Raw genomic sequence first — 25,237 nt, forward strand, 5'->3', positions numbered from 1 at the left:
TCAAATAATACCCTTTTTACATACGAATAATCATTAAATATCCAAGGTTAAAACTTTTATTCCCCTTCTTATTAAAGTAGAATAAGAGTTATAAAAATATACAAGGAGGAAGATATGCGAACCTTATTTCCTTTTACAAAGCGTTATAAAAAAGAAATTATTCTCGGTCCATTTTTCAAATTATTAGAAGCTATTTTCGAATTGCTCTTGCCACTCTACATGGCAAAATTAATCGACGAAGGGATTCGCGCCAATGATTTAGGCACTGTCTATCATTATGCCTTAGTCATGTTAGGGATGACACTTGCCGGACTCGTCTGCGTGATGATTTGCCAGTATTACGCTTCTATTGCCTCACAAGGATTCGGAACCGAACTGCGCGAAGCCTTGTACAAAAAAATCAACCAGTTTTCTTACAAGCAACTAGATGATTACGGAGCTGATACGCTCGTCACTCGCATGACCAATGATATCAATCAACTGCAAAATGCGCTAGCGATGTTGATTAGACTAGTCATTCGCGCACCTTTCCTAAGTATCGGATCGGTAGTGATGGCTTTTTATCTTCATCCGAAGACCGCGTTGCTTTTCCTAGTAACACTCCCTATTTTCTTTCTTTTATTGTTAGTTCTAATGAAGAAAACCGTCCCACTTTACAAAAAAGCGCAAGCCAAAACGGACGAACTCAATCGAACCTTACAAGAAAATTTAATGGGAATTCGCGTAATTCGCGCGTTCGCTCAACAAAGTAAGCAAACCCAACGCGTCGCCACTAATAGTGATGAATTAGCAGCAACTAGTTTGTCCGCTATTAAAATTTCTACTCTATTAAATCCACTGACCACGTTAATCATGAACTTAGCGATTCTCTTTTTACTTTATTTTAGTGGTAAAGAAGTGCATATTGGTAATTTACAACAAGGTGAAGTTGTCGCACTAGTTAATTATTTAATGCAAATGTTATTAGCGTTAATCGTGGTTTCAAACTTAGTCGTGATATTCACCAAGGCAGCCACTTCGGCTAATCGTGTGACAGAAATCTTGACGTTACCAAATGAAGAAACTGCTCAGATGAATCACCACACAACGCCATCCTCACTCACACAACCTAACATTCAAAGTGAGGAACAGACCTTAGCGATTTCAGTCAACCAGTTATCGTTTAGTTACCCTAATCAGAACGGTCGAACCTTAATCGATATTAGCTTTGAAGCATATGCCAAACAAACATTAGGCATTATAGGGGCGACTGGTAGTGGAAAATCAAGCTTGATTAACTTACTACCACGTTTTTACGACTGGCAAGAAGGCACAATTGAACTGTTTAATCAAAATAGTCAGCAACTAGACTTAACGACGCTTCGACAACACGTTCGCATTGTCCCACAAAAAAGTAGCTTATTGGCTGGTACCATTCGTAGTAACCTCCAAGTTGGTAAACCCGATGCTAGCGACACAGAAATTTGGGAAGCACTAGCGATTGCTCAGGCAAAAGAGTTCATCGAACAATTACCACAACAATTAGACGCACCTGTTAGCGAAAAAGGTGATAATTTCTCAGGCGGACAAAAACAACGCCTTGCGATTGCACGTGGTTTAATTGCCAAGCCAGCTCTATTAGTACTCGATGATTCATTAAGTGCACTCGATTACAAAACCGATTTATTATTACGCCAAGCGTTAAAACAACAATTACCAGATACTACCTTATTAATTATTTCGCAACGTGTCCATTCAATTAAGCAAGCCGACCATATTTTAGTGATGGCAGATGGTCGCCTTGTCGGCCAAGGAACGCATGATGAATTACTAAGTAGTTGTCCGACTTACCAGGCAATTGTTGCCTCACAAGAACAACAAACGGAGGTGGCGACTCATGAATAATGCAACCTCGCAACAATTTATGCGTTATCTTAAACCTTACTGGAAACATTTAATCGCGACCTTTTTAGTCGGAATAATCGGAGGTGCTGCTTCTGTTTGGATGACTTATTTAACCGGAACAGCCATCGATCAAATGATTGGTGAAGGCAACGTCCACTTTAGTACACTTTACAAAATACTCGGCTATTTTGCGCTAGCTATCATGATTGCGACGTTAAGTCAGTGGTTAGTTCAGCGCTTAGCTAACTACATTAGTTATCAAGTCGTTTCTACGCTACGTAAAGAAACCTTTAACAAATTAAATCACTTACCGATTAACTATTTTGACACCCAATCTGTCGGGGATATTACCAGTCGTTTCACTAATGACTTAGATTTAGTAGCCGATGCGTTAAGTGCGATTTTCACTAATATTTTTTCCGGTATGACGATTGTTATCATTTCACTAGTGACGATGTTCAACTTAAATATTCCGTTAACGCTCGTGATTTTACTGGCCACACCGTTCATGTTTGCAACTACCTGGATTATTGCTCAAAAAAGCCAAAAACGCTTCGTCGAACAGCAACAATTGGTCGGACAAATTTCAAATTATGTTACCGAACATGTCACCAACCAAAAATTAATTAAAGGTTATCAATATGAAGCACACGCACAAGACGCGTTTAATCAAAAAAACAACCAACTGAATGTTATCGGTCAAAAAGCCCAGTTTGCCTCTTCGCTAACGAATCCATTATCACGCTTTATCGATCACTTATCGTATATCGCTCTTGGCTTGGTCGGCGGTTATTTCATTATCAAAGGAAGTAGCAATTTAACAGTTGGCTTATTGAGTAGTTTTATTATTTACTCGTCACAATTTACGAAACCATTTATTGAATTATCCGGTATTACGCCACAAGTTCAATCAGCACTAGCAGGACTAAGTCGCGTTTTCCAAGTCGTTAATCAAACAGACGAACCGACTGATGAACACTTACCTGAAGTCCCAGAAACGATTCAAGGTGCGATTACATTTGAACACGTCGACTTTGCCTATCAACCTAGTCGTCCGCTAATTGAAAACTTCAATTTAAAAATCAAACCAGGTGAAACGATTGCCATTGTCGGACAAACTGGCGCGGGAAAATCAACGCTAGTGAACTTGCTGATGCGTTTCTACGAACCACAACAAGGTGCCATCAAATTAGACGGCGTCAATATTCAAGACTATCAACGAGATAGTTTACGTCAAAGCTTTGGTATGGTTCTTCAAGATACTTGGCTATTTGACGGGACGATTCGTGATAATTTACTCTTAGGCCGCCCCGATGCGACTGAAGCAGACATCCAAACCGTTCTAAAAGAAGCCAAGATTGAACGTTTCATCGAACTATTACCACAACAGCTCGACACTTTAATTGGTCATCGTGGCATTCAAATGTCTGAAGGGCAACGACAATTATTAACAATTGCACGCACGATGTTAGCCAATAAACCCATGTTGATTCTTGATGAAGCAACTAGTTCCGTCGATTCATTAACCGAACAAGCGATTCAAGAAGCTTTCTTAAAACTAATGAAAGGCAAAACTTGCTTTGTAATTGCTCACCGCCTCGCGACAATTAAAGAAGCCGATCGCATTCTAGTGATGCATCAAGGACAAGTAGTCGAAATTGGGACCCATGATGAATTATTAGCGATTGAAAATGGCTATTATTACCAATTATTCAACGCCCAATTTGTTGAAGAGGTCTAACATTATGACAACCTTAACTTATCAAAAAATCTCCCTAGCCGACGAAGCCTTCCTAACAAAGTTATTAACAAATCCTAACTTGATGATGTTAGGATGGGGGAAAACGTTCACAAAAAATGATATCGACCTGTGGATAACAAAGATTTTAGCCGGTTATCAACAAGATGACTTTAGCTACTATTTAGTTATTAACAATCAACAGCCCATTGGCATCGCTGGACTACTCAAAACAACCATCAATCAGCGCGAAGTTGTGGAAATCGCCTACATTATTGATGAACCTTTTCAAAGACAAGGATTGGCCACACAAATTGTCGCGGAATTATTAACAGCCGCCTTTAATGTGTATGGTTTAGAAGAAGTGGTGATTCAATTTAACGAGGAACATCATGCATCTAGACGAATCGCGGAAAAAAATGGTGCACTTCCCTTGATGACTTATAAAAGAAAACAAGGAACTAACTTGGTAAACTATGACGTTTATTTTGTAAAAAAGAGGTAACTATCTAAACAAAAAAATCCTTTCATGTTTATAAAAACATGAAAGGATTTTTAGTTAACCTATAAACTTGCTTTCCACTCGTTAAAGTTCTCACGCAAACGAAGTGGCAATGAATGATCGCTCATATCACTCGCTTTACCAAATGCAATTTCGCCAGCAATTTCACCGACTTCAAGGGCATCAATAAAGTCAGGACTTTGATACATTGGGTGACGTGTACGAGTATTAATAGGTCCTAAGTTAATATCATTGATACGCACACGACCTTCGTCTTCTACTGAGAAGACTTTACGCAACATCAATTCAGCTGCATTCGCAACTGAAATTGGACCTGAATGTGGTACTGGACGAACAGACGATAAGCCCACAATCATTGAATAACTACCACCAGGTTCAATCGCTGGAATAAAAGTTTTGCCGACAATGAAATGGGTTGTTAAACTACTATTAATTAGATAGTCCCAATGATCTAATGACAAATCAACTAATTTATCTCCTTGCCACCAGCCGAATAATGAAGACACCATCGCATCGATTTTACCAAATGTTTCAATAATTTCATCTCGCACACGGACAGCATCCGCTTCATCCGAAATATTACCTTCGATGAAGACAACTTTTTCACCGTTTGGCGCGATATAATCACGGGCACGATCTACTTTTTTCACATTTCTAGTGGGTATTACAACCGTTGCACCATTTTGTGCGAACCATTTAGCAATTCCTTCTCCAACGCCACCTGTACCACCTGCTACAACAACTACTTTTCCTTCATACATACTCGTTTCCCCCTCTACTCTGCTTCTCTTGATAAAATAATTTTCCCTGGTTGACGATTTTCTTCAATCATTTGATGTGCTTCTTTCACGCCATCCAAGGTAAATGGTAAAACGTATCCTGTTTTAATCGTTAAACCATGCTTACGATAAAAATTGAACAACGCTGGCATCGCAATCGCATTCGTCATCTCAGCAGTTCTTGATAAGAATACGCGTTCCACATCGGGACGCAAGCTTGGATCAGGTAAGGTAGTCATCCCCATATATGTTGCATTTTCTTTTGCTAACGTCAAGGCCGTTTTTTCTCCTTTATTGAACAATGACGCGTCCATTACGAAATCAGCTTGGCCGGCATACTCGTTCACTTGCGCTTGATCGGTATAATCGATAAAAATATCCGCGCCAAGACTTAACACGTAATCACGATTTTTCGGACTCGCTGCTGCAATAATTCTAACATCAAAATCTTTTAATAACTGTACAGCGTAGCTTCCGACACTTCCTGAAGCCCCTACTACCGCAATCGTTTGTCCAGGTTGAATATTATAGAAGCCACCATGTAATCCCCAATACGCCGTTGAAGCTGTACCTGAAAAACCAGCGGCCTCATCTAACGACATCCCTTCAGGAATTTTAAAAACGTTTTGATGACTTAGTGCCACGTATTCTGCGTAACCACCACGACCAGGTTTCCCAATGACTTTGTCACCAATTGCTAAACCAGCTACTGGTTCACGCATTGCCACGATTTCACCTTGGACCTCACTACCTGGAATCCAAAAATGATCTAACGGACGGCCACCGCTCATGCCACCACTTCTAAACATCGTATCAACAGGATTAACCCCCGCGCGTTCAATTTTCACTATCACGTCATGGAGCGAACTAATCTCAACTAGGATGTTTCTTTCTTCCAAGACATCTAACCCTCCATAGTGATCGAATCCTATTGCTTTTGCTTCTATATTATTCATGTTTGATTCCTCCTTGCAACTTACATAATGTAAGTATACACCTCAACTACATATTTTACAAAAAATACGCTTTATTAAAACATTTTTTTATTAAGCACCGTTGTTATCAACCTATATGAAATATGCTATGATAATAAAATGAGTTTTCATTACATTTTTCATAAATCAGGAGGAATACATGTATCATTATTTAAATAAAGAGGATTGGATCGGCGATGGGAAAAGTAACTTGTTTGCTGGTCTGGTGTCGGCCGTTGCAATTTTACCCGAAGTGATTGGCTTCTCGATTCTAGCAGGCGTCCATCCGTTCACGTCACTCTTCGCTTCAGCGATTACGCTATTAGTCATTACACTAACTGGCGGACGTCCCGCGATGGTTTCAGCAGCAGCCGGTTCAATGGCGTTAGTCATGGCACCACTTATTAAAGAACATGGACTAAACTATATGATTGCCGCGACCCTATTAACGGGTGTCTTACAATTAATTCTAAGCTATCTAAACGTCCACAAATTAATTCAATACATTCCCAAAACGGTCATGTATGGTTTTGTTAATGCGCTAGCTATTTTGATTTTCATGTCGCAAGTTCAACAATTACCTGGCAAAAACATGACCACTTATCTAATGGTGGCCGCTACCGTTATCTTAATGTTTTTCATACCAAGACTAACAACTGCCGTTCCACCAGCCTTAATCATTATCATTTTGATGACGATTGTTTCATTTGCCTTTAAAGGTTCGCTACAACTTGTCGGAGATTTGGGTGATATGAGCTCGATGATGCCAAGTCTGGCTTTACCAAGCGTCCCAATGACCCTTGAAACCCTAATGATTATCGTCCCACCCGCAATTGCCTTGACCTTAGTCGGACTAACAGAGTCACTCTTAACGATTCCGATTGTCGATAAAATGACGGACTCACCAAGTAACCCTAAGCAAGAAGTGAAAGCACAAGGTCTTGCAAACATCTTAGTCGGACTATTCGGTGGACCTGCTGGCTGTGCGATGATTGGTCAAGCGGTTATCAATGTCAAATCCGGTGGACGTAGTCGACTATCAACCTTTGTTGGTGGTGTGACCTTATTGATTTTCTTATTTATCCTTAAAAATCTAATGGTTGACATTCCAACAGCTGCTTTAATCGGCATTATGATGGTGGTTGCTTATGATACCTTTGATTTTGAAAGCCTGAAACTAATCACTGAGAAACGTTGGACGGAATTAGCGATTTTAATTCTGACAATCGGCATCATCGTCAAAACACATAATCTAGCACTTGGCATGATTATCGGCGTAATTCTATGCGTTGTGGCCTATAAGTTAAAACTTAAAAATTTACGTTTTGAAACAAAAAATGGTGTCCATACCATCAAAGGACCACTATTTTTCGCCTCTCGACATGATTTAACAAACTATATCGAACAGGTGGTACTAACAGAAGCAACGACAATTGATTTAAGTCAATTAATTGTCTTGGATGAAGCCTCAACTAAGACAGTCACAAACATCTCTCAACAATTAAATCGCCCTGGCATTAAGGTAATCCCTACCGCTAGTGTTGAATAGAAAAATACAGACAAACAAAAAAACCATCCTCCTATTGAGAATGGTTTTTTTGTGCTACTATTTGTAGCTATTTAACTATTTACACGACAATTGACGATAGCGGTCATACCATAAATCCACGTAGCCTTGCGAAAATGGACCTTTTTCATTGTTGATCCAGTCCACGAGAATTTTGACATTTTCTTTTAAGATAAAGTCAATTTCAGGTGGATAATTCATTTGTTTGCGATGTTCTTCATACTCGTCAACGTCTAACAAGCGTTTCTCTCCATCTGGGAAAACTTTAATGTCTAAGTCATAATCAATGTACTTCAACGCCTCTTTATCTAATACATAAGGAGAAGCTAAATTACAATAATACGACACACCATTTTCTCTAATCATGGCTATCACATTAAACCAGAATTTCTCATGAAAATAAACGATCGCTGGTTCACGTGTGACCCAACGTCTCCCGTCAGCTTCTGTTACTAGCGTATGATCGTTCACACCGATTAATGAATGCTCGCTTGTCTTTAGTACCATGGTATCACGCCATGTTCTATGTAAATTACCGTCGTGTTTGTAGCTTTGAATGGTTATGAATTCTCCTTCTTTAGGAACACTCATCATCTCGCCCCTACTTTCTCCATAAAGGTTAGGGTGTGCATTTACACCGGTATCGTAAATATTATAGCATATCTTCTGACAATACCGTAGATTATTTGCTAAGGAATCTGGTTTTCCTATTATTTTTTACCAATTGGTGGCTATACATGATAGAAGAAAAAGGAATATTTCCTATATAAAATAAGAAAAACCCCTACTCAAAGTTGATTAGGGGTTAAGAATCGTTAATTATTCAGCAACTGTTACGTCACCTGATACAGATGCGCCTTCCATTGCCAAGTCAGCTGATTCTTTGTATTCAGCTTTAGAGAAAGTAATGTTACCTTCTACTTTAGCGCCGTTTAATACAAATCCGTTAGCGTTAACTTCGATGTCACCTTTCACCGTTCCGTGAACGATGTTGAAGTTTTCTGAGTTAACAACCATTTTAGGTGCAGTTAATGTGAACTCACCAGTTACATTGTGGTCGTCATCTTGTGTGTATAAAGCAAATTTGCGGTAGATGTCTTGTGTTTCGTCACCTTTATTGTGGAATTCACCATCAACTACTACGTCTGCATCGAAAGTTAAATCGTTTGTAGCAGCAACGATCCAGTTACCGTCTGCTGATAAAGCGTTAGCGATAACTTCCGGAGAATCACTAATTGAAGCTGATGTTACAACTTCTGCTTCGCTTGATACTGCAGTTGAAGCGACTGTTGATTCTGAAGTTTTTTCTTGATCTGAAGTACAACCAGCTAAAAAGCCGCCTGCTAACATTAATGATGCTGTAAGTGTTACTAATTTGATTGATTTCATTATTATATTCACTCCGTTCTTGTTATTACATTGTAATAATATCAAATTGTGAAATAAATTTCAAACTTTTTTTCCTATTTCATCAAATTTACATGATTAATCCCCTATTTATATACAATTATAATAGCCCAACATGTAGAATTATCTTGGTTAACAAACAAAAATGACAGGCGTTTTTTCACAAACTACCACGTATTCCGTAAACTTTTCTGTCTTATATTCTCAATTAAAAACCCGCTATTCTCAATCGAGATAGCGGGCTTTTTTCAAGACTTGATTTATTTTTTCTTGCGGTTTTGGTAACGCTAATTCTTTAAAGCGATCAGGCGCTAACCATAATTGGCGCTCGTTGGTTTCTTGTATAACTGACGCACGTTGATGGCCATATACAATCAAAACGTGCCACTTCAAATGACTGAAAACATGCGTTATTTCACCAACGGGTTGCTTTTGCCAAACAACTTCTGGCATTTCTGCTTGCACTTTCGTTAACAAACTTTCATTTTGTAAGCGTGTATCATCAGATTCTGATGTCTGCCACTCGTTATGATAGGTGTTATATTCTGATTCTGATACTTCTACTAACGGAAACGTCCATAAATTCGCCAGCAAACCTTCACTTGGTCGCTGAATCATTTCAAAAAGACCTTCAGTATTTTCCTTAGCTAACGCCAAATAATATTTGTGCGTGACTTTGATTTTCTTTAACTTGACCGGGTAGTTTGCTTGCGTGCCTTGCTGATAGGTCAGGCAATAGCTTTGGAGCGGACATTCCTCACATTGTGGCTTGGTCGGTGTACAAATACTCGAACCTAAGTCCATCGTCGCCTGATTCATATCCCCTGGGCGTTCTGGATTAATGACATGACGAACAACCGCGTCAAAATACTTTAATGTCGAAGGCTTGGCAATATCTTCATCAATCCCAAACAAGCGACTAAACACGCGCATCACGTTACCATCCACAGCCGGTGCTGCTTCTTTAAACGAAATACTCGCAATCGCCCCCGCTGTGTATGGACCAATACCTTTGAGCTGTTTCAGCCCTTCAGCTGTCGTAGGAAACTCCCCACCAAAATCTTCCACTACCTGACGAGCCGCCACTTGCATATTACGGACACGTGAATAATAGCCTAAACCTTCCCAAGCTTTTAATAATTTATCTTCTGGTGCATAGGCTAAATCCTCAACTGTCGGAAACCATTCTAAGAATCGTTCATAGTAAGGAATCACCGTTGCAACTTGCGTTTGTTGCAACATAATTTCTGACACCCACACACTATAAGGTTCTTGATTAATGCGCCATGGCAACGTACGCTTCTCTTCGTCGTACCATGACAAGAAATCTGAACGAAATGCCGCCACTTTTTCCGGTGTCCAATCACGCGTATAGTTTTCAATTTCGGCGTTAAATTTTACTTGTTGTTTATTCATTGTCTTCATCGATTAACTCTTTCTGTGCAACATATTGCTTAATTAATTCATAGTCAAACCCTTTGCGCATCAAGCCTTGCATCGTTTTTTGTTTACGGTCAAACGGCTCAAAACGACTATTTTTGCGCCATAGTTTGTCGCCTTCCTTCTCAAGCAAACTGGCTTCTTGCTCAACATCTTTTTCTAGCGTTATATTAGCCAAGACTGCGCGGCTCACTTCTTTGTCAAATCCTTTGGTCATCAGAGTTTGTTGTAACTTTTGTTTTTGTGTTTGGAAGGTCTTATGTTGATTTTTACGAATCGTCTTCTCGGCTAATTTGGTCGCGACTGATTGTTGAATCTCAAAGGTATACAAATTAAGGGCAGCGTCAGCAACTGGGGCTTTTATCCCCTTTTGCGTTAGCTTCTGCTTCAAAACGGCCGGTCCCTTATCGCTCAAGCGCATTTGCGTACGCACATAACTCTCTGCATAGACTTGATCATCAACCAACTTAACCTCTTGCAAACGTTCAATAATACGGTCAATATCTTGACGGTTGATTTCCTTGTCTTTCAAATAATCACGTACTTCTTTTTCTGTACGCAATTGATAACTCAAGTAATTCAAACTCATCTGATAACCAAGGTCTTGCTGACCAGCTTTTTTTATTTCATCTATTAAGTCTTGTGTTACTTCTTGATTTTTTAATAGTCGGTAGCGGACAAGAATATCTTCTGACACTAACAACATCTCGCCATTAGACAAACTGATCGTATAGCCTGGCCCTTTTTCTTTTAATACATTTTTGATGGTAATCATCTCATCACCCTCTTACTTTATCTAGTGCTCCGTCAAAAAATTAAGAGGACATTTCTATGCCCTCTTTGAATAATTCTATTATAGCATAAGATACGGCGCTAATAGTTCAGCAATCTCTTGCCTTTCAACTGTTTTATCACGTTGATACGCCAAATGATAGACTAGTTCAGTCGCCAAAAGGGTACTAAAACTCTCATAATTCACATCTATAAAAATCTTTTTCGACCCCTTCACAAAATGATAATAATGAGGGGTAAAATCTGTTAGCCTCTGTTGATAATAGGAAAAAATATCATCACTACCAGAAAAAATTCCCATCATTAAATGCAAATAATAAAAGTAAGTCGATAAATTGTCAATCATTCGTTGCTTCACATATCTTAATTGTACCGGAATAATCAAGCGCGTATTAGGAGACAAGCTCACCAAGGTCGTTGATTGATTGACGATATCTGAACAACGCTCTAGCTTAGTGACTGCTTTCAAATTCAGCCACACCGAGACCCCATGCATCGTCTTAAACTGTCCGAAAACATCATTATCAGTAAGCATCGGCAAACTTTGAGGACCACTACCAATTTCCTTGGCGCAATAATGGACCATCGTTTCAATCGAAATAAATTCACGCGATAGAGAACGTTTCTTAAGTTCTTTGATGGATTCATGAATCAAGGAACACTCACCGCACTTTTCAACGACTAAATAACACGTTTCGCCTTCAAACGAACATTCCATCATCAGCAAAGTTTCTGAACTTATTTTGTAAGTAAACGCATGTTGCTTAATTCGTTCTAACACCAACATCAATTTTTCCTTCGAAACCAAGATCCAACTTAAGTCTGTTAACCGTCTTTTCTCTATCACTAGAATTTCCTCCCTTTTTAATTTAACGCAAAAATTAACGTCCCTTTATTGAGATTTTATCATTATTCATGTCATCTTGGGAGCTGTTTTTGAAAAAAACTTGCTATCTTCACAAAAATTTTGTTTTTTATTCACATAGTTAATCAATCAATGTCGTACTACACTACACATACAACCGGTTGAATCATTATTAGAGGAAGATGAACCATGATAACTACCACAAATGAACAACAATTCGAAACGTATGAACCCATCATTTACGGTGTACTAAAGTCACTTAACATTCACTACTACGCGAGTCATTATGAAGATTTGGTCCAGCAAGCGCGTTTGATTCTTTGGGAACTCCTCCAAACACGTGACCCACGCGAACTGACTGACGAAGAACACCATCAGTTCAATGGGTTTCTCTATCAACGAATACGTTGGCGTTTAATCGACTTATTACGACGTGACAACCAACTACATCATCATTTCGAACACTATCAACCACTCGAAGAAATACAAGAAGTTAGTTGTCTACCAACCAATCCCTATATCTCATCTGTCAAAGAACTGCTCCATGTCGAATGGCCAACATTGCCCAGTCACTTACAAACCTATTTAATCGCAACCGTTGATTACCAACTCACAGTCAGTGAACTTGCACGTTGTCTAGGCGTTTCTCGCCAAACACTCTACACCTGGCGCAAGCAATTACAGCACTATTTAATTAATTGGCAATCAACTTGACACTTTTCATTCGTCAAACGTTCTTATAAATGTAAGCAGACGTCGCTTAACAAAAATCAATCACGAAAGGATGTTGTAAGATGAAACAATGGGAAAGCACAAGTTTAGAAGTATATTTTGATGTTGAAGGGGAAACCTCTCCGAAGAAAGTTTCCTTACGAAACGTAGTTCAAGAACCTGAAGAAGAAGCGGTAAAAGGCTTAGGACAAACACTTGGCACGTTATCACCTGAGGAACAATCATACAACTCAAGTGTCATCGTCAATAAGAGTCGCGTCCTATAATTATCATGTCGTTCCACCACCAACTATTCACCACTTAATTTCATCAATAGAAAGGAAGATTATCATGAAAAAATTACGTATGAACTTCATTAGCGCCAACGACAAGAAAACAACCTTTACCTATACTAACTGCCATCAAGAGCTAAGCGCCGACCAAGTACAAGCTGCGATGGACAGTATTTCTCAATTGAAGCTCATTAGTGCCAACGGCGTCTTGCAGTATGAAACACCAGAAAGCGCCAATTATATTGAAACAATTGTGACAGACATTCTCTAAGTCACCGACTAGCGCTGTGAGATCATCGCAGCGCTTTTCTTCTACCCAAAAGGAGTGAACCGCTATGCTAATATGCATCCAAAAATTTGTACATCTCATCTTTGGACACTCCCTCGACTATCTCTTCTTGTTGTCAGGTATCATGATTCAAAATCTCTTGACCAGACTCGTCATCTGTTTTGAAAAAAGCAGCCTGTCACCACTTATAGCAAAAAAAGTGCTACTGCAAAAAATCACGATTTTCATCATGATTTCGCTCGCACACGGAGTTGATTATCTCTTAGATAAAAACGACATACTACGCAACGCGACTATCTGTTTCTATATTGCAAACGAAGCGTTGCAGACATTAGAACAAGCCACACAAATTCATATTTTAGTCCCCACTAAACTCAAAGAAACGATTCAACATTTACTTAATAACGAGGAGGAAAACGAGCATGACTAACTATCAATTATCAAGTGAAGGTTACCAATTCATTAAGCGCTGGGAGGGTGAACGCCTCCAAGCATACCGTGATCCAGCGGGTGTCTGGACGATTGGCGTCGGCCACACGGGTCCCGTCAACGGGCAAGCCATCACAGCGGGACTAACGATTACCGCCAAACAATCCGAACAACTACTGCAAGCCGATATCGAGACGCACACACGTGTCTTGAAACAAGTCGTCAAGGTCGCACTCACCCAGTCGCAATTCGATGCTTTAGCAAGTTTCTGCTTCAATCTAGGACCGAATATCATTAACGATCCCCTATTACTTCAAGCAATAAATCGCCAAGACTGGGCAGAGACAACTAAGCAGATGGCACGCTACGTCTACGCCGGACAAATCAAACTTCAAGGACTTGTCAACCGCCGTCAAGCAGAAATCGCCCTCTTCAATCAACAACTGACTACCAGTAAGTGGCAGAACGAACATGGCACTTTCAGCTTGAACGAAGCGATTCACTTACGCACGAGTGCCAACACAAACGCTGACATTATCGCTACCTTACAACCCGGACAAAGCATTCAGTACGACGCCTTCTTAATCGAAACGAGCGGCTACGTCTGGCTGCGCCAACCACGCACCAATGGTTACGGCTATCTCGCAAGCGGACAAAGTAAGAACGGCAAACGAATAAGTTATTGGGGGAAATTTAGCTAAACATAAATAAGAGGGGGGACAAAATTGTCCCCCCTCTTATTTGTAAACTTAGTAAAAAAACTAAATACTTTCTTATAATTTTATATATATTCTCTCAGGATAATATTGGTCATTAATTTCTTTAATTTTTTCTAAACTAACTTTTGGCTTTCTATCATACGTAAGCAACCCATTAATTTCTTGCTCGACATCTGTCAATTGCGTATAGCAATATCCCCAAAGAGCAGTCGATGAATAAATAGCATCCATAATTCTAGAATAATCTTCAATGAATTGTTCTTCATTTTCTACTGAAGTATAACCCCAACCACTCTGTTCTCCAATTTTATATCCAATCCCACCGAATTCAGTTAACAAAATAGGCTGCCCTTTGTAATCGGACCCACTAGCAAAGATATCCCATTTTACTGGCGGTATATTTATCAAGTTCTCCACTGTACGTAGTGTTTCTTTGAAATGGTGGTATTTCTTTATTTCATTTTTTTGTCCATGAGCATAGTTATGAATGGCGCATATGTCTGTTTCTGTCATTTCCCATCCATCATTTGAAATTACTAGACGCGTTGTATCTATTGAGTGTAAGAAGTAATACATTGATTTAGAAAAACTTTGTTGTTGTTTATCCCCATGAATATTTGGAACTCCCCAACTTTCATTTAAAGGTACCCAAGTAACTATAGAAGGATGATTATAATCACGCTCAATGATTTCCATCCACTCACAAGTCAATCTATTGACCGCTTCATTTGAATATGAAGGAGCAGATGCACACTCTCCCCAGACTAAATAACCAAGTTTATCAGCCCAATATAAAAATCTAGGGTCCTCAACTTTTTGATGTTTACGACAACCATTAAATCCCATTTGCTTAGATAACTCGATATCTTTCACATAGTCATCATCTGTAGGTGCTGTTAGTAACCCTTCTGGCCAATAACCCTGATCTAATATCAACTTTTGATAGTAAGGACGATTATTTAAAAAAGTCATGCCCTTTTCAGTATGAATCTTTCTCATACCAAAATAACTAGATACTTCATCTAATACTATATTTTTGTCTTCTAAAACAAATTCAACATCAAATAATACTGGATTTTCTGGTGTCCATAACCAACCCGCTTCATGAAAATTACTTCTAAAAATTTTGTTATTAAGTAAATCTACTTCTCTTGAAAATGAAGTATCATAAATTTCAACACGATCATTAATTAGTAACTTTCCTTCTAAATAAATCTTATAATTAAGGGTAGCTTCAATTGTTGCTTCAGACACTTTGAAGTCCATTGTTATTGTTCCTTTATCAACATTCGGAGTAAAGGATACTTTTGAAAGATTCTTTTTAGGAACATTTTCTAACCAAACTGTTTGCCAAATCCCTAATGAATTTGTATACCAAATGCCTCGAGATTCTGATTCCCAAAATTGTTTCCCTCTAGGAATCAATTCATCTTCTATCGGATCATATACTCTAATAGCTAACGAATTCTCCCCTTCATTAACATAGTGTGTAATATCAAATGAGAAACTTGTATGTCCCCCTTCATGTTCACCTACCAACTCACCGTTAACATAAACTGTTGTATGATAATCAACTGCACCAAAATGCAACATACACAAAGTGTCTTCTTGCTTATTATATTCAAATTGTCTATAGTACCAGATAATCTCATGAACTGATTTATCTTCTACCCCACTCAGCTGTGACTGATAAACAAAAGGAACATTGATTGTATCATTAAAATTCTCTTTGTTTTTATACCACTTTTCTTGAAAACCTTTATTTTCGTCATCGAAAGTATACTGCCAAACTCCATTTAAATTTCCCCATTGATTCCTAGCAAATTGCGGACGTGGATACTCGTTTCTATACATAACCTAACTCCCCTGTACTTTTTTTAATTTTATACTTTTATTTTTAGCCAAATAAATAACTCCTGCACTCATACCAAGAATTAAACTAATAATATCTAAAATAAAATATGAGAATAATGATTGAGCACATAAGTAGAACCCAACTTTTTTTGAAGTTGTTTCGTCATGAATGTACTTTTTACTCATTAAAATATTGACTAGTCCCAAAATAACCAACAGTGTACCAAAAGAACAAATAAATATAAACTCGCTATTTATCAAACTTGTTGACGAATCTGCATTTATTTCTTTCAATATCATACTTGTTTTAAAAAAACCATAGTAAACAATAGTATAAACACCATCAGCTATTTGCCAAATTCCCATTAACATTATTAACAATCGTTCTTTTTTTCTATCCATATCTACTCTAACCTTTCACACCAGCTGATAATGACATTGACTGTAAAAAATATTTTTGAGCAAATAAATACAATATAAACGTTGGGATAATTGCAATTAAAGCACCTGCCATTAATAAGGTAGGCTGCGATTGATACATCCCTTGTAACAGCTGTAAACCAGATGTTATTGGCATCTTTTCAATGTCATTAAACACAATAGACGGCCATAAGAAATCATTCCATGAACTAGTAAAAGCAAACAAAGCTACAACTAACAGGACTGGCTTAATTAAAGGTAATATAATTTTGAAAAAGATTGTTAAATCATTCGCTCCATCAATTTGTGCAGCTTCATCAAAATCTTTAGGAATGTTATCCATAAATTGTTTAACTAAAAAGATATTAAATACTCCTGCTGCTCCAGGTATAATCATCGCTAAAGGCGTGTTAACCCATCCCAATATATCAACAATCTTATATAAAGGAATCAAATTTACTACACTAGGAAACATCATCGTCGCTAGTAGAAAAGAAAATAATTTCTTTTTCCCTTTAAATTCCAAGCGACTATAAGCAAATGCTGATAATGAAACAACCACTAGTACTAATAGCGTATGGCTAACTGAAATAAATAATGAATTGAAAAACCATTTAACTAATGGTGTGCTCGTGTTATTAACCAATAATTCTTGATAATTAGTCAATACCCACTCAATTGGTAGTATTTTAAACCCAGCAGTCATTAATTCCATTTCCGATTTAAATGATGTTAGCACACCATAAATTAATGGCACGAGCCAAATAAGAGCCATTACTATCAAAAATAAAAACGATATGATCTGTGATAATGATATTTTTTTCATCATATATACCCACCTAATCTTCTACTTTTAAAAATTTAAATTGAATTGCTGATACACACATAATGCAAATCCCGAGAACCACTGCCATAGCCGATGCTATTCCGGCGATTGACTGCCCTGAACCAAAAGCATTTTGTTGAATATACATTAATAACACTCTTGTTGAATTATTTGGACCACCTTCCGTTAACATTAATGGTTGACCATAAATATTAAATTGAGCAATAGTCGTCATGACTACGGTATATAGAATTTGTCCTTTAATAGCAGGAAGTGTGATTTTAAAAAATTTTTGAACAGCTGTTGCTCCATCGATATCAGCAGCTTCATAAAAGTCCTTTGAAATACCACTAAGAGCCGACTGATAAATAATCATATTTCCGCCAATCGTCCACCAGACCGTCACAACTACTAAGGCAATCCAGGCGTAAGGTTGTGTGCCTGTCCAGGGAGTATCTGTATTAAGAATATTGTTAACAGGACCATAGTTAACATTAAATATCAATTTCCAAATAATAACCACCGCTGAAATAGCAAATAGTGATGGCATATAGAATATCGATTGAAAAATCTTCGCTAACTTAGGTTTGGTATTTAACGCACTTGCCAACAACAACGGGACTGCAATACAAAAAGGAACAGAAAAAATAACGAATTTAAACGTATTCTTCAAACCAATTCTCAACTGCTCATAGAATGTTGAATCAGAGTTAAAAAAAAGTTCTTTGTAATTATCTAATCCAATGAATGTTGGGGTGTTAAACAAATCCCAATTAGTAAATGAAATATATATACCAAAAATAACAGGTATAAAAAAGAAAATAGCAAATATAATTAAATGAGGCGCTAAGAATAACCAAGGAGTAATCTTTTTGGATTTTTTCTTATCTAATGTCATCGTTGTTCCCATATTTTAGTACACCTTTCTAAATATTACAGGAGTTAGAAATTAAACTAACTCCTGTAATAAGTTGTAAATTATTATTTATTTGTATTATCTTTAGAAATCTTATCAGATACTTCTTTTTGTAAGCCTGATGTGAAATCTTCAATTGATACTTTACTAAATAGCGCATCAAAGCCATGTGATTCTAAATACTCTGAAACGTAGCCATTATATTTATAATCAAAAATTTTCAATGTATTCTGCTCTTCTTCTGAATTAATGAAGAATGATTGTGGCATTTTTTGATATTCTTCATTGTTTAATATATCCAAGGTTGCAGGATTTTGCCCCGCTTTAGCCCATTCTAGAGAATTTGTTCTAACCCAATCGATAAAGTCTAAAATACCTTTTGTTTTCTCGTCTGATCGATCTTCATTGTTAAACATCACAAATTGATGAGAAGATGACCAGTTAATTACTTGACTCATATCATCAGATAATTGTGGTGCATTTGTAAGTCCCCAATCGAACTCAGCTCCATTAATAATGTTTTGTAGCCAAATACCTTCTGGTAAAAACAGTAACTTACCTGATAGAAATAATTGGTTAGGATCTTCTCCGTCCTTAGTAGAGACACCTTCTTCATACAGTTCATTCCATTTTCCAATAGCAGCTTTAGATTCTTCAGTGTCTAAAGTTGGATCGATGCCATTTTCTGAAAGTTGGCCTCCTTCTTGTCCAAGAGTAGCCATGTAATTTGGTTTTACCCATGTTAAAGCAATCCCTCTGATGTCGTCCTTACTTGCAAGCTTTCCTGCCTCGACTATTTCATCAAATGTCAAAATGTTATCATCTAAAGCATTGGGAGCATATTTTGCTAATAATTCTTTGTTGTAATACGTTCCCCAGTTATGAATATCTAGTGGTAAACTATATCTTTCACCATCTAATTCACCTAGATTCCATGCCTCCGGAACGTAATTTTCAGCTTTTATTTCACTATAATCTTCTAATAATCCTTCGAAAGAAGTTAACATATTATTGTCTTTATATTGCTTGATTCTTTCTGCATGAACGATGTTTAGGTCAGGAATATTTTTCCCTGAATTAACAACAGTAGGAATCTTTGAGTACATATCGCCTTCCTTCATAGAAACGTTTTTAACTTTAAATTCAGGATTAGTTTTATTATAATCATCAATCATATTTTTGATATTAGCACTGTCTGCTCCCGTAAAAGGATTCCAAAAGACAATTTCTTTACTGTTACTTTCTGAACTCCCACCTGAATTTCCACAAGCAGATAAAAACGTCATAGACGCACCTGCTAACAAACCTAACTTGACTAATTTGCTTACTTTCATAACATTCCCTCCATTTTACTTATTAGTTAATTTCATTAATTAACGATTATTAATATCGTTGTCTACAAAACAAAAATAACACCATTTGAAAGCGTTGTCAATCAAACGTTAACTCCTAAAACCAAAAACAACACTATAGTTAAAATGATTTAAAAAACATTTTTTTTACTATTTATTTTTTACTTTTAAGTTAAAAAAGTTTCGAGTATAATTAAAACTATATAATGAAACTATTATTAACATTAGGGAGTGATTACCATCGAATTAAATATAACCAACGATTCTTTACCTGTGTTTGAATCTCTAGCGAATGCAACCAGACTAGAAATTCTAAGATTCATTGGATCTGAAAAAAAAAGTGTGGGCGAAATTGCCGAGCATCTAAATTTAAGCAACTCTATCACTACTAGACACATTCAGAAAATGGAAGACGCTAACATTCTAACCTCTGAACGAGGGTTAAAAGAACATAGAAACAAAAAAATGGTATCCTTAAAAGTTGATACTATAAACATTCTCTTTCCACAAAAAATTTATAAAGAGTATAATTTACATACTACTGAGGTTAAAATAGGTCATTTTACTAACTTTTCTGTTGAACCTTCTTGCGGCCTAGCCACGATCCAAAATGTTATCGGAAAAACCGATGAACCGGTGTTCTTTTTAGACCCTCAAAGGGTAGATGCATCGATTATTTGGTTTAGTGATGGATTTATAGAGTACAAGATTCCTAATTTCTTAAAAAAAAATGAGGAGCTAGAACTATTAGAACTTAGTTTTGAAATAGCATCCGAGTTCCCTATCTCTAACAATAATTGGCCAAGTGATATTTCAATTTATATTAATGATAAAAAAGTCGCTGTTTACACCGTTCCTGGTAATTTTTCAGACGTTAGGGGCACCTTGACACCAAGTTGGTGGAAAGATGAGTATAGTCAATATGGCCTTTTAAAACACTTACGAATTAACAAAAAAGACACTGGTATCGATGGCAAATTTTTCTCATCTGTTAATATTCACGATTTAAACTTACACGATCAGCCCTATATTAAGTTAAGGTTCCAAATAGATGAAGATGCCATCAACAAGGGGGGCTTTACTATTTTTGGAAAAGGGTTTGGTAATAACGACCAAGATATTATAGTGAATATGTATTATCAATAATAGTTGAGTACCTGTTAAAATCATAAAAAGCTTATTAAATTTGATAATTTCACCTTAACGACTAATCAACTCCATTTCTTCTTTCCAATCAACTAAAATAAAATATGTAGGTTTACCAATAAATTTAATCCTCCTTTCCCATACATTAATATCAAACTTTACACTATAAAAACCTGCCAACCACGCACCAATGGTTACGGCTATCTCGCAAGCGGACAAAGTAAGAACGGCAAACGAATAAGTTATTGGGGGAAATTTAGCTAAACTAAGTTAATTTAGCCTATCACTAAAAAGGGACTGACCTCGTGTCAGCCCCTTTTTTCGTTATCTACTCACCTGTCATTCCCTAAATTTAACGTTGCTGCTTAATCGAAATAACGTGACTAAACTGTGCCGGATGTGTTTCTAGTACCTCGCCTTCGTAATAAATGACTAGCTTATCACCTTCACGATAAGTCCCCGACACTCGATTTTCCGTCGGCACGCGGTAGACTTGCTGCTGTTCATCGACAACTAAGAGTGACTGTTCCTCAACTGTTTGCACCGTCACTGGCATCTCAAGTATCTTCTTCTGATTCAATTCCTTATTCAATAACACTAACCCAACAATCGCCACCATCAACACTAACAAGCCCATAAAATATTTAGGTTTCATATTATCACCTCATACTAGAGGTAACATATAAAATCAAAAGAAGCAATTAATAAGCCAGATACTCTTACACAACAATGGCAGTCTCCCACACATCACCACTCAACAAACAATACCGTATCAAAAAAACAAGCCCGTCACCAGGCTTGTCTATCTATCTCTATTAAATTACTCCATCTCTAATTGTTCTTTCAAGATACCACGTACACGCGCTAACTCGTCATCAGAGATAATTTGGTAAGAGACGCCACCAATCATGTCGCCAGTTCCTTGTAACTGATCTGACTGCGTTGTACCGAAAGCTTTCGTATATTTAGATTGAACATCCAATAATTGGTCCCATGTTAAGTCTGTTGAGACGCTGTTTTGTAATAACTTCAAGATATCATTATAGTTCGTTAACGTATTCAAGCTTAATGCTTGGTTAAGAATGGCAGATACTACCTTACGTTGACGTTTTTGACGACCGTAGTCACCTTCAGGGTCATCGTAACGCATACGGATATATGATAATGTTTGCTCACCATTCATGTGATTCACACCAATTGGGAACGAATAGTTATCTTGTGTAAATTCGATATCATTATCCACATCAATCCCACCAACAATATCCACAACTTCTTTCAAACCACCCATATCAACCGCTACATAGTGATCGACAGGAATTTGTAGTAAATTCTCAACTGACAACATTGACATCTCAGGACCACCAAAAGCATACGCATGGTTCAACTTATCCACTGTGTCATGTCCGATAATCTCTGTATAAGTATCACGCGGAATGCTTACTAAGGTAGATTTCTTCGTGTTTGGGTTAAGTGTCGCAATCATCATCGTATCAGAACGCCCTTGTTCAACACGCCCTAAATCACCCGTATCAATCCCTAATAATAAGATAGAGATAGGATCACCCTTCTTCGTTTGGGCTGGCTTATCGCGCAGCTCTGACACATCACGGTCAATTGGCTTATGAATATCTGAAGCAGTATTCTTCGCATCAAAATAAACTTTCGCCGCCATTCCCCCAAGTGCTAAAATTAATAATAATAAAATCGCTAAAATCGTCTTTAATAACTTCTTACCGAATGAAGAGGACTTCTTCGCCTTCTTAGTCGGTTGATTGTGTCTACTAGAACGAGACATGGTATCAACTCCTAAAATTCATTTGTCTTAACTTTACATCAAAGCTTTAAATGTTTCAATAAACATTAGATAATTTATCACTTTATTTAAAAAAGCTAAAAGGCAAATGCCTTTTAGCTCTTCAACATTTCACCCATTTGAATGATATATTCTTTTAATCCTTCACCAATTTCAGGATGTTCAAGACCAAATTCAATATTAGTGATGGCCATTCCCAGTTTATCACCTACGTCATATCTAGAACCGTTAAAAACATGTGCAAAAACTCGTTGAGTCTTATTTAACTCATCAATAGCATCAGTTAATTGAATTTCATTCCCTGCCCCTGGCGCTTGATTCTCTAATAAATCAAAAATCTCTGGCTTCAATAAATAGCGACCAATAATCGCGTAATTACTAGGAGCTTCTTCTGGTTTTGGTTTCTCAACAAATCGATTAACCCCCATTAGACCTTCATTAACTATTTCATTAGGATCAACAATGCCATATTTATCAGTATCTTCATTAGCCACTGGCATTACTGCTAAAACAGAAGATTTAGATTCCTCATAGCGATTCATTAGTTGTTTCGTCAACGGGATTTGATCCACCATAATGTCATCACCAAGCATCACCACAAATGGTTCATTACCAACAAAAGCTTTAGCCTGCAAAACTGCATGACCTAAACCTAACGGATAACTTTGACGAATGAAGTGAACTCTAACATTAGTAGATTCGTTAACTTCTTCTAGTAATGATAACTTATTTTTTTCTTTTAAATTATGTTCTAATTCCATATGAGAATCGAAATAATCTTCAATTTCTCTTTTATTCTTGCCTGTGACAATCATAATTTCTTCAATACCAGAATCAATCGCTTCTTTCACGATATGATGAATCGTAGGTTTATCAACGATTGGTAACATTTCTTTTGGTACTGCTTTAGTTGCTGGTAAAAAACGTGTACCCAGACCAGCAGCTGGGATTATTGCTTTTCTTACTTTCATACTATCTCCTTTATAGTTAAGAAATAAGTAAATTCTAAAGTTAATATCCATAATAAATTTATAAATAAAGATTTTTTTCAATATTTCAAACTCTATTTGATTCTAATTATTAGAATTTATATTTTATTTCTTAAAAACTTTAACAATATATTAGCTTTCAAAAGCGTCATCAATAATAAATATGATATTATCCCTATTAAAACTTGAATAATTAGGACCATAGAAGAATCAGCCATGCTATGGGTGAGCGCTTTACCTAGTATAAACATACACATACTACTCATTACCGACTTCAATATAAAAGCTAAATCAAATCTAAAATTTGTTATCTTCAAGAAATCATATACTCTAATAAAGGTAACAAAAAACTCAGCAAGTAGTGTACCTACTATTGCTCCATATATTCCTATTTTTGGAATTAATAACACATTGGTTATAATACTTACGATAGCTCCCCATATTACTGTCTTATTGTATTCCTTAATTTTATTTAATGGAATTAAATACTGACGACTGATTGATGTCCCCAAAGGAATAATTACAACTAACGGTGCTACTAAAGGAATTGTTTTCTTGATAAACAAAAATTTCCCACCAAAGAATATTGGTACTAAACTAGAACTTATCATTATTATCCCAAACATAGCAGGTATTGAAAAAAATAATTGAATATTTATAGATGTTTTCATGGTATCTACTAAATAATTCTTATCACCTTTTGATGCTAAATTACTAAATTTAGGCAATAGAACCGTATCAATAGTCGAAAGTAATGTAATAATAACACTATTTAAAATTAATGTATTAGCATAATACCCTACTGCAGTCTCCGAATCCATAAATCCAAGAATTGTTTTATTTAAATTTGTATATAGTAATATAGCCACTTTGGGAATAAAATACGTAAATGACGGTTTCAAGTGTTTAAGTATATTAAGTTCTTTAAAAGAGACAAAGTTAATTTTTTTTAATACGAATAACCACATAAACAATTGACTAACTAACAAATTAAGTCCTTGAATAAAAATATAAAGACCTAAATCACTACTATCTCTTACGAATAGAACAATTAACCCAAAAGAAATAACTTGAGATATTATACTGCTTAAACTTACCAATCTAAAATCTTCAACTCCCATGAAAAACCATGAAATATCAAACATAGCCGCTAAAATAATCATTGATTGAATAATGAAATATACTCTATTATGATCTGAAGGAATTATTATAAAGTAGAATAATAAAGCAATGATTGAGGCAATAAAACTCATAATAAATAATTCCCAAAACGATTTAGATAAATTTTTGCGATTATCACGGTTAACAGCTATTTCTCTATTCCCATATAACCCCACACCTAATCCTGCAATCAATACAAAATATTGCGCTATCGAATTAGTATAATTATAGGTTCCTAAGCCATTAGGACCTAACGCATTCGAAACTATAGGAACAGTAATTATAGGAAGCAGAATCTTAGTAAGTTGAAATATAGATTGATAAAAAAAATTTTTAAAGGTAGACATCAT

26 protein-coding genes are annotated in these 25,237 nt (G+C 36.7%); 10 read left to right on the plus strand and 16 right to left on the minus strand.

The window, feature by feature from the left end; genetic code table 11:
* Positions 1 to 114 precede the first annotated feature (114 nt).
* The 3 genes from FA707_RS08390 to FA707_RS08400 are packed head-to-tail and all read left to right on the plus strand — an operon-like array spanning position 115 to position 4,127.
* Positions 115 to 1,884 carry an ABC transporter ATP-binding protein gene (locus tag FA707_RS08390; RefSeq protein WP_136953806.1) on the plus strand — a complete coding sequence of 590 codons (1,770 nt, stop codon included), beginning with the start codon at positions 115 to 117 and terminating at the stop codon, positions 1,882 to 1,884.
* The gene (locus FA707_RS08395) at positions 1,877 to 3,625 is read left to right on the plus strand and encodes an ABC transporter ATP-binding protein (protein ID WP_136953807.1); all 1,749 of its coding nucleotides are present in this window, start codon (positions 1,877 to 1,879) and stop codon (positions 3,623 to 3,625) included. The genes FA707_RS08390 and FA707_RS08395 overlap by 8 nt, the downstream gene beginning before the upstream one ends.
* A 4-nt stretch (positions 3,626 to 3,629) precedes the next feature.
* On the plus strand, positions 3,630 to 4,127 hold the full coding sequence (locus FA707_RS08400) for a GNAT family N-acetyltransferase (protein WP_168177386.1): 498 nt from the start codon (positions 3,630 to 3,632) through the stop codon (positions 4,125 to 4,127).
* A 59-nt stretch (positions 4,128 to 4,186) separates the two neighbouring features.
* Here the strand turns inward: FA707_RS08400 and FA707_RS08405 are convergent, their stop codons facing one another.
* Positions 4,187 to 4,906 carry an SDR family NAD(P)-dependent oxidoreductase gene (locus FA707_RS08405; protein ID WP_136953809.1) on the minus strand — a complete coding sequence of 240 codons (720 nt, stop codon included), beginning with the start codon at positions 4,904 to 4,906 and terminating at the stop codon, positions 4,187 to 4,189.
* Between the two features lie 14 nt (positions 4,907 to 4,920).
* Positions 4,921 to 5,880 carry an NADP-dependent oxidoreductase gene (locus FA707_RS08410; protein ID WP_136953810.1) on the minus strand — a complete coding sequence of 320 codons (960 nt, stop codon included), beginning with the start codon at positions 5,878 to 5,880 and terminating at the stop codon, positions 4,921 to 4,923.
* Between the two features lie 178 nt (positions 5,881 to 6,058).
* Between FA707_RS08410 and FA707_RS08415 the strand changes: the two genes are divergently transcribed.
* On the plus strand, positions 6,059 to 7,447 hold the full coding sequence (locus tag FA707_RS08415) for a SulP family inorganic anion transporter (protein ID WP_136953811.1): 1,389 nt from the start codon (positions 6,059 to 6,061) through the stop codon (positions 7,445 to 7,447).
* A gap of 75 nt (positions 7,448 to 7,522) precedes the next feature.
* Here the strand turns inward: FA707_RS08415 and ntdP are convergent, their stop codons facing one another.
* From ntdP to FA707_RS08440, 5 genes are all read right to left on the minus strand, one after another.
* On the minus strand, positions 7,523 to 8,056 hold the full coding sequence (gene ntdP, locus FA707_RS08420) for a nucleoside tri-diphosphate phosphatase (RefSeq protein WP_136954219.1): 534 nt from the start codon (positions 8,054 to 8,056) through the stop codon (positions 7,523 to 7,525).
* 228 nt (positions 8,057 to 8,284) lie between these two features.
* Complete coding sequence (locus FA707_RS08425) at positions 8,285 to 8,854, minus strand: polymer-forming cytoskeletal protein (protein WP_136953812.1); 570 nt, start codon at positions 8,852 to 8,854, stop codon at positions 8,285 to 8,287.
* Positions 8,855 to 9,097: 243 nt separating this feature from the next.
* A complete protein-coding gene (mutY, locus tag FA707_RS08430) occupies positions 9,098 to 10,288 on the minus strand; it encodes an A/G-specific adenine glycosylase (RefSeq protein ID WP_136954220.1) in 1,191 nt (396 codons plus the stop codon).
* Positions 10,281 to 11,087, minus strand: a complete 807-nt coding sequence (recX, locus tag FA707_RS08435) for a recombination regulator RecX (RefSeq protein ID WP_136953813.1) — start codon at positions 11,085 to 11,087, stop codon at positions 10,281 to 10,283. Before recX ends, mutY begins: the two co-directional genes overlap by 8 nt.
* 78 nt (positions 11,088 to 11,165) lie before the next feature.
* Complete coding sequence (locus FA707_RS08440; protein WP_136953814.1) at positions 11,166 to 11,951, minus strand: hypothetical protein; 786 nt, start codon at positions 11,949 to 11,951, stop codon at positions 11,166 to 11,168.
* Between the two features lie 207 nt (positions 11,952 to 12,158).
* On the opposite strand from FA707_RS08440, the gene FA707_RS08445 reads away from it, so the two are divergent.
* The 5 genes from FA707_RS08445 (at position 12,159) to FA707_RS10510 (ending at position 14,392) form a co-directional block, all read left to right on the plus strand.
* Positions 12,159 to 12,683, plus strand: a complete 525-nt coding sequence (locus tag FA707_RS08445) for a sigma-70 family RNA polymerase sigma factor (protein WP_136953815.1) — start codon at positions 12,159 to 12,161, stop codon at positions 12,681 to 12,683.
* Positions 12,684 to 12,763: 80 nt separating this feature from the next.
* On the plus strand, positions 12,764 to 12,967 hold the full coding sequence (locus tag FA707_RS08450; RefSeq protein ID WP_136953816.1) for a DUF1659 domain-containing protein: 204 nt from the start codon (positions 12,764 to 12,766) through the stop codon (positions 12,965 to 12,967).
* Between the two features lie 64 nt (positions 12,968 to 13,031).
* On the plus strand, positions 13,032 to 13,244 hold the full coding sequence (locus tag FA707_RS08455; protein ID WP_136953817.1) for a DUF2922 domain-containing protein: 213 nt from the start codon (positions 13,032 to 13,034) through the stop codon (positions 13,242 to 13,244).
* 64 nt (positions 13,245 to 13,308) lie between these two features.
* Positions 13,309 to 13,692, plus strand: coding sequence for a phage holin family protein, TcdE/UtxA-related (locus FA707_RS08460; protein ID WP_136953818.1), 384 nt, complete (start codon positions 13,309 to 13,311; stop codon positions 13,690 to 13,692).
* Complete coding sequence (locus FA707_RS10510) at positions 13,685 to 14,392, plus strand: glycoside hydrolase family protein (RefSeq protein ID WP_136953819.1); 708 nt, start codon at positions 13,685 to 13,687, stop codon at positions 14,390 to 14,392. Before FA707_RS08460 ends, FA707_RS10510 begins: the two co-directional genes overlap by 8 nt.
* A 72-nt stretch (positions 14,393 to 14,464) precedes the next feature.
* Here the strand turns inward: FA707_RS10510 and FA707_RS08470 are convergent, their stop codons facing one another.
* The 5 genes from FA707_RS08470 to FA707_RS08490 form a co-directional block, all read right to left on the minus strand.
* Complete coding sequence (locus FA707_RS08470) at positions 14,465 to 16,264, minus strand: glycoside hydrolase family 2 protein (protein ID WP_136953820.1); 1,800 nt, start codon at positions 16,262 to 16,264, stop codon at positions 14,465 to 14,467.
* 3 nt (positions 16,265 to 16,267) lie between these two features.
* On the minus strand, positions 16,268 to 16,666 hold the full coding sequence (locus FA707_RS08475; RefSeq protein ID WP_154299895.1) for a hypothetical protein: 399 nt from the start codon (positions 16,664 to 16,666) through the stop codon (positions 16,268 to 16,270).
* Positions 16,667 to 16,673: 7 nt separating this feature from the next.
* On the minus strand, positions 16,674 to 17,510 hold the full coding sequence (locus tag FA707_RS08480) for a carbohydrate ABC transporter permease (RefSeq protein WP_136954221.1): 837 nt from the start codon (positions 17,508 to 17,510) through the stop codon (positions 16,674 to 16,676).
* A 13-nt stretch (positions 17,511 to 17,523) separates the two neighbouring features.
* A complete protein-coding gene (locus tag FA707_RS08485; RefSeq protein WP_246032318.1) occupies positions 17,524 to 18,420 on the minus strand; it encodes a carbohydrate ABC transporter permease in 897 nt (298 codons plus the stop codon).
* A 71-nt stretch (positions 18,421 to 18,491) separates the two neighbouring features.
* Entirely contained in the window at positions 18,492 to 19,760 is a 1,269-nt protein-coding gene (locus tag FA707_RS08490) for an extracellular solute-binding protein (protein ID WP_136953822.1), read from the minus strand.
* Between the two features lie 258 nt (positions 19,761 to 20,018).
* Here FA707_RS08490 and FA707_RS08495 point away from each other — a divergent pair, with 258 nt between their 5' ends.
* Complete coding sequence (locus FA707_RS08495) at positions 20,019 to 20,924, plus strand: ArsR/SmtB family transcription factor (RefSeq protein WP_136954223.1); 906 nt, start codon at positions 20,019 to 20,021, stop codon at positions 20,922 to 20,924.
* 352 nt (positions 20,925 to 21,276) lie between these two features.
* Here FA707_RS08495 and FA707_RS08500 read toward each other — a convergent pair whose 3' ends face one another.
* The 4 genes from FA707_RS08500 to FA707_RS08515 all read right to left on the minus strand — a co-directional run bounded on the left by FA707_RS08500 (position 21,277) and on the right by FA707_RS08515 (position 25,237).
* Positions 21,277 to 21,579, minus strand: coding sequence for a hypothetical protein (locus FA707_RS08500; RefSeq protein ID WP_136953823.1), 303 nt, complete (start codon positions 21,577 to 21,579; stop codon positions 21,277 to 21,279).
* Positions 21,580 to 21,744: 165 nt separating this feature from the next.
* Positions 21,745 to 22,719 carry an LCP family glycopolymer transferase gene (locus FA707_RS08505; RefSeq protein ID WP_136953824.1) on the minus strand — a complete coding sequence of 325 codons (975 nt, stop codon included), beginning with the start codon at positions 22,717 to 22,719 and terminating at the stop codon, positions 21,745 to 21,747.
* Between the two features lie 113 nt (positions 22,720 to 22,832).
* Positions 22,833 to 23,708, minus strand: coding sequence for a UTP--glucose-1-phosphate uridylyltransferase GalU (galU, locus tag FA707_RS08510; RefSeq protein ID WP_136953825.1), 876 nt, complete (start codon positions 23,706 to 23,708; stop codon positions 22,833 to 22,835).
* A gap of 116 nt (positions 23,709 to 23,824) precedes the next feature.
* Positions 23,825 to 25,237, minus strand: a complete 1,413-nt coding sequence (locus tag FA707_RS08515; protein ID WP_136953826.1) for an oligosaccharide flippase family protein — start codon at positions 25,235 to 25,237, stop codon at positions 23,825 to 23,827.

Origin of the sequence: Vagococcus zengguangii (genome assembly GCF_005145005.1) — a bacterium.
Lineage (GTDB): Bacteria > Bacillota > Bacilli > Lactobacillales > Vagococcaceae > Vagococcus_A > Vagococcus_A zengguangii.